Annotated in this window: 9 protein-coding genes and 1 pseudogene; all 10 read right to left on the bottom strand. The window is 53.7% G+C overall.

Annotated elements, in window-relative coordinates:
- Positions 1-177: 177 nt before the first annotated feature.
- The 10 genes and pseudogenes from L977_RS07245 to L977_RS07210 all read right to left on the bottom strand — a co-directional run bounded on the left by L977_RS07245 (position 178) and on the right by L977_RS07210 (position 5610).
- Positions 178-300: a type I toxin-antitoxin system Hok family toxin gene (locus L977_RS07245; RefSeq protein WP_269430392.1), complete on the bottom strand. Its 123-nt coding sequence runs from the start codon at positions 298-300 to the stop codon at positions 178-180.
- Positions 248-358 (bottom strand): annotated as a pseudogene (locus L977_RS24925) (DUF5431 family protein); the annotation flags it as partial. The gene L977_RS07245 and the pseudogene L977_RS24925, both read right to left, overlap by 53 nt.
- 229 nt (positions 359-587) lie before the next feature.
- Positions 588-818: a hypothetical protein gene (locus L977_RS07240; RefSeq protein ID WP_022650019.1), complete on the bottom strand. Its 231-nt coding sequence runs from the start codon at positions 816-818 to the stop codon at positions 588-590.
- Positions 809-1540 (bottom strand): plasmid SOS inhibition protein A, encoded by a 732-nt coding sequence (locus L977_RS07235; protein ID WP_047625486.1) that lies wholly within the window; start codon positions 1538-1540, stop codon positions 809-811. Before L977_RS07235 ends, L977_RS07240 begins: the two co-directional genes overlap by 10 nt.
- Complete coding sequence (psiB, locus tag L977_RS07230) at positions 1540-1962, bottom strand: conjugation system SOS inhibitor PsiB (RefSeq protein ID WP_022650021.1); 423 nt, start codon at positions 1960-1962, stop codon at positions 1540-1542. The genes L977_RS07235 and psiB overlap by 1 nt, the downstream gene beginning before the upstream one ends.
- Positions 1963-2004: 42 nt before the next feature.
- Entirely contained in the window at positions 2005-3990 is a 1986-nt protein-coding gene (locus L977_RS07225) for a ParB/RepB/Spo0J family partition protein (protein WP_047625484.1), read from the bottom strand.
- A gap of 68 nt (positions 3991-4058) precedes the next feature.
- Positions 4059-4304 carry a DUF905 family protein gene (locus L977_RS07220; protein WP_032623592.1) on the bottom strand — a complete coding sequence of 82 codons (246 nt, stop codon included), beginning with the start codon at positions 4302-4304 and terminating at the stop codon, positions 4059-4061.
- A gap of 697 nt (positions 4305-5001) precedes the next feature.
- Positions 5002-5256: a DNA polymerase III subunit theta gene (locus L977_RS07215; protein ID WP_022650024.1), complete on the bottom strand. Its 255-nt coding sequence runs from the start codon at positions 5254-5256 to the stop codon at positions 5002-5004.
- A 14-nt stretch (positions 5257-5270) separates the two neighbouring features.
- Positions 5271-5435 carry a hypothetical protein gene (locus L977_RS24450; protein ID WP_154299603.1) on the bottom strand — a complete coding sequence of 55 codons (165 nt, stop codon included), beginning with the start codon at positions 5433-5435 and terminating at the stop codon, positions 5271-5273.
- Positions 5419-5610 (bottom strand): hypothetical protein, encoded by a 192-nt coding sequence (locus L977_RS07210; protein ID WP_022650025.1) that lies wholly within the window; start codon positions 5608-5610, stop codon positions 5419-5421. Before L977_RS07210 ends, L977_RS24450 begins: the two co-directional genes overlap by 17 nt.
- Positions 5611-5647: the final 37 nt, after the last annotated feature.

Below are 5647 nucleotides of genomic sequence, written 5' to 3'. Positions count from 1 at the left end.
GCCCCGCTTCCCCCGAACCCCGCAGGGGTACGGTCCGTCCCGGAAGTTCAGGCGTGCGGTCGCGTCGGGATGGAAAAAGGGGCTACCGGCGAACCGGCAACCCCTTCATAAAGGCGCTTCAGGCATGTCAAACCAACTCAGCCCTGAAAAGGCGGGGTTTCCCCCGCCTCCAGGTTGCTACTTACCGTTGGATTCGTAAGCCAGAATTGCAGCGACCTCCCGTTGTCCGTCCCTCAGGCGAATTTCGCAAAGCGATTTTCGCGTAAGGAAAGTGAATATCAGCAGTGTGAGACACACTATCAGTACGCACCAGATAACGGTACTTCGCGGCAGTTTCATGGTTTACTCCTCCTTGCATTAAGCACGGTAAGAGGCCATACTGTTGTTGATCAGACATACAGGGGGCCTCGTGGGTTAATGAAAATTAACTACGGGGCTTTCTGCTTTCTGCCACACAACACGGCAACAAACCACCTTCACGTCATGAGGCAAAAAGCCTCAAGCGCCATCGCCATTATATCCCGACGAGCCGATTCTGCCCAGGAATAACAGTCTGATTACTGGACAAATCCTGACCTTTACCTGATTTACTCTGGATCACTTCTGCCTGTGGACCAGTTATGTATCTGTTCGTCGAGCGCCTCAAGATGCTGATCAATGCTTTCTGCGAGTCGCTCACTTTCAGTCTCCAGCCAGCCGCTTAATCCGTCCCACTCATAGCACATCTCTTTCAGCTTTTCCGACATAGTCCGAAGTTTATTGCGCTGGCTGCGGGCAACCTTCAGCTCCGTTTTCCACGGATTGTTTCTCACGGCCATATAGACCTCAGCGTGATTTTGTTCGGTACCATCCAGCGCTCCAGCTCTTTCTCCGCCGGTGTCGAGGATCCCGCCACATCATGTACATCGAGCACAATGTCATGCGCACGGTCGTAGTAAGCTTTCACCAGATGAGACAACGAGGGGCTGCGTTCTGTCCACGCCCACAACATTCGCTGGATGTCATAGTCCCGTATATCCTGCTGGGACCAGAACTCATACCATGCACGCAGTGTCTCCGGTGTCTGAAATGCCAGGTCGATTTCAGCCTGCCCCACGCGGTTCTGGTACTTCTCTTCCTTTTCACGGTGTCGCCGTGATTCCTGACGGGAATAAAGATTATCCTCGCGCACTTCCCGCTGCGTGTGGCGCTCTCTGATGCTGAAAGCCTGCTCAGGAAACAGGATCTGCACCATGTCGGTACCGAGCGGAGGGTAACACAGGCGACCGCGGCTACTGATCAGTATGTCAAACGCCTCTTCATATCGGGCCAGAGAAATTTTATCGCCCGTCAGCCAGTACGCCCCGCGCACCTGGTTGATCGCCTTTCCACTAATTTTACTACTACCAGTCAGGAACCGGAAAAATGCTCTGGCATAGGGATACGGCTGCGGGTGTCGGCTTCCGTACCGCCCACCCCCCTCTTCTACGGCAATAATGGCTCGTAACGCTGCCTCACGCTCCGGCAGTTGCGTGACAAGAGAAAGGTGACGAGGGATCATCAGGCCACCTCCATGCGCAGCGTTGAGAGAATATCGAATATTGAGTATCCATCACTGTCCAGCCTGCTGGTCAGGCTCAGCACATGGTTTATCACAGCAGCGTCAAATTGTGGGCATGAGCGGATACAGGATACTTCCTGCCCTTTTCTCCAGACCAACAGCATGATCCAGTCCTGACTAAACTCACCAGGACTACACAGAACCACTTCAAATCGGCCATGAGTGGGCGAAAAACGGATCTGCACGGGAAATAAGCCCCCGAACTCGCTACGATACTCCCCGTTAACATCCCAGTTTTCAGGCGCACTCAGTGCCCCCATAACAGCGTGTGTCATCTCACGGCGGTAGGAGTAACCAGCGGCGCGGCAGGTTTCGAAATCTTCACCGATCATGGAGGAAAGCTTAAAGTTTGGCATATTCATCAGGTATCTCCTTATTGCCGCCCCGTAGGGCGGCTATCCTTATCAGGCGGCAATTGCCGCGTTGTCAGTGTCGGTATCGGTGCTGTCTTTTGCATCAGGCTGCGGTGACTGTAACCATGCAGGAACCCAACGGTTCTGCTTCATAAAGAACTCCGCATGCACTGCCGCGTCGCCTTTCTTCATTTTTTCTGCGTCAGCAGCGGCACCAGTCAGACCTGCATCTTTAAGTGAAGTGACTATCTGTGAATGTTTCAGGCTACCGAAGTAGTTCTCTTTTGTAGGCTGCCACCAGTCGCGAAGGTGAAAACCTATCGCGGCCTCAACCGTATCGAGAGGGCTGCGTGATGTGTGTCCATTATCACGCGTCTGTACACCATCTACGGAACAAGCCGCACAGAAGGCCAGCAATGACATCAGTACCTCTCCGTTCAGGGCGAAGAAGGTCGTGAAGTCCTTCTCCCATCCTGCTGGCAGCAGGGTTTTCAGGCGCTCTTTTTCGGTCATCAGGACTTCAAACGCTGCGCCTTCTTTACCGGACGGGGCGTTCTCAGTGAGGCTGCTGTGAGAAACGGTCAGGTTGATACGGAACGGATGCGGCGTGGTCACACATCCAGCAAAGACGCAGGTACACATACGCCAGACCATAAGCGCCACAGCCTTTTCAGGTTGCTGCATCAGCGCGGCCTGTACCGCCAGAGTGCGCTCGGATGACATTTTGGTGAGCAGCGGGATGCTGATCCCTTCTGCTGCATCAGGTAGATGCATATGAGTCACGGCAGGAGACTGCGCGGAATCCTCCCCGTTACTGTCATGGTCAGGTAAATCAGACATGCGGCATATACCACGCTGAATACGAAGCGCACCGTGCATGAAGCTCACTACCACGCCTGATTTTGCTTTCAGATCTTCTGTCCACCCACGAAGCTCAGCGGCATGTTCAATGAGGGATATTTCGCTGCTAATGGCCTCAGCTTCATCACTGTCAGGATCCAGAGCGTTAAATTTGTCGGACAGTTCATCGATACGGCGGCTGTCATCTTCGCTGTAGATTGCATCTGGCTCCGGCAGAATGCGGTAGTCCTTTCCGTCAGGTCCGTAAAGGTTAATTGCAGCCAGACGTCCGGTACCCCACATCCAGCCCTCTTTTTGATGGATTTCGTGAGCGATCAATTCAAGTTTTTCCAGTACCAGACGTTCAACAAGCAGACTGTCTACTGTTCCGTCCCCTTCCTGCTCACTGAACAGATCTTCACGGACAATTCCGCCTGCGGCTTCATAAACTTCCCGCCCGATAAATGCGAAACGTGGATGCGAGACAGAAATTTCACTTTCCGTAATACGATTTTTAAGTGCGTTTACGGTAGTGCGTCCCCATTCCTCCTTTACGCTTTCGTAAACAGCAACCTGACGCTCAGGATCGCTTTCAAGACACAACACCTGACACTGTTCAACATCAAGCTGACCTTCTGCCAGAAGTGCAAGCAGTGACGGGGCAAGACTGGCAAGTTTGAGCATGCGCTGGACGTGGCGGGAGCCGTACCCAAGCACCTCACCAATCTGCGCGGGAGTTTTTCCCTGCGCCGCCAGCGTACCAAACGCTGTGATCTGCTCGGCAGGGTGCATGGTTTCAAGCTCGTTGTTCTCGGCGTAAGAAGCCTCAACAGCAAGCTCGTCGCTGACACGTTTAACCGGAACCTGATAATCCGGTTTGATACGCCCCATTTCAGACATGAGCGTCAGCGCAGTCAGACGCCGACCACCTGCTGCCACACCGTATTTTCCCTCGGGCAGGGCATGGACAACCAGATTGTGAAGCAGTCCGAGGCTTTCAATGGAGTTAGCCAGTCGCTTAACGCTCTCGGTGGTGTAGGGAATCGTGCGCACGTTCAGCGGTGATTTAATGAGATCGGTCAGCGGAACATATTCAATGACTGCCGCATCGAGGGCAGCTTTCAGCGCCTCGTTTCCGGCAGTTTTATTCTTACTGGTTTTTTTTGGTGCTTTTGATTTAACATCTGCAACTGTCATGATTTAGTACCTCTCAGTATTAATGATTGTCTTGCCCTGCGGAGTGACAGCTCCGACAGGGCACCTTCTTACTGCTGTTTTCTGGCTCTGTAACTGGCAAGGGCGCGGTTAAGCAATGCCCCCACGTCGTTCTCAAAGTTCCACGCGCACTTCGTCAAAAACCCTTCTTCACCCCGCACAACAAGCTGAAAATAAGTACCCTGATCGTTCTCAATACTGACGTTGGTGTACTGCGCCACCAGAGCGGTCGCCTCTTCACGGGTAAATGGACCCTGAGGCAGCACCACGGGTGCAGTGACGGTACTGCCATTCAATAGAGCCGCCAGTTCGTTTTCTTCGGCGGTGGGTTCGCGCAGCAGCACTGGCTGATTCAGAAATTCCTGTAATGTTTTTCCCACTGAATACTTCCTTTAAAAAAGTGGCTGGTTTTAAAACCCATCACCCGTTGAGTTACGGGAGCCGCGGTTTTGACGTTTCGCGGGAACCTGCTGAACTTTCCCGGGGGATAAAACATCACCCGTTTGAGAACCTTCGCCGCAGGTGCGTAAACGACACCGGCCGAGGCAGATGTCCGGGGCGGACGCAAAAAGTTTTTGCCTGCAAAAAGTTTTGGTGGCCGTGCGTCAGCATTCACCCTGGACAGCCACGAGGACTGTGGCGGTCTCAGCACCCGGAGGAGGGACTCAAAGGGGTGTAAAAGGACCGGATGGAATGGGCAGGGACACGCCGCAATGACGGGAAGCCGCGCGCGGCGAAACGACATTGCCCCCTACATCACGGCGGGGTATTTACGGCGTGATGCAGGGAGCGCAGGAAACGGCGCGACTGAGCGGCGCAGCCGGAACGGCTGCTGCAAGCGATGGGGGTTGCGTCATGGGATGGACACCCGCTGCCCCGCAGGGGCCGGGCAGAGACAGCTTTGCTGGCTCTGTGCGAAGCATGACAGCCCGCCCGGACGCCCACTGCAACAAAGGCAATGAGTTTGATTTACAGCATATCTTACTGAAAAAATTACTTTTTATTTGCCTCAGCCATTTCTGAATATTGTGGATCGCTGGCTTTCGGCAACTGCTGGCTAAGCTGGCGGTAATGGCGCAACCTTTCCAGAAAATATTCGCGAAGCTCTTCGGGCACCTCTCGTGCCACAATTTCCGGCACCACTGGCTGATTTAGCCGCTCTTTAAATGCCACACCTGACGCGGCCAGGTCTACGGCGATCCTGTCCTGATCCTCTTTTGAACGTACCGAAAGATTAAATTCGCTCATGTTTTTCCTCTCTTTCACGCGCCTGCAACGAGATCGTTGCTGACTTTTTCTGCCGGGGCGGTTTGTTGCTGCGCCGCAGGCGCGGTAACAACCGCCGGCAGGCAAAGCCTGCCAGGGTTTTTCGCGCGGGCTAACAGGCGGATGATACCGCCTGCCAGGTTATCAGTTACCTTTTCCACCCTGCAAAATGAAATGACCGCCGATATACACCGCACGCTGGCAGGTCATGTAATAGCATATTTCGTCGATCACCTGCTCCGTTCTTAATTCCCGTTGACCATTTTCACGTCGACGGGCGTTAATAATATTTTTGTACTGACGCAGGATGTCACGGGTCTGTGGATCAAGTTTCATTTTTATTCTCCTTTGTGGCGGGGCCCTGCCCCGCCTC

Source organism: Enterobacter sp. ZOR0014 (assembly GCF_000798855.1).
Taxonomy (GTDB): Bacteria; Pseudomonadota; Gammaproteobacteria; order Enterobacterales; family Enterobacteriaceae; genus Enterobacter; species Enterobacter kobei.
This window is presented reverse-complemented; position numbering and strand designations above follow the sequence as displayed.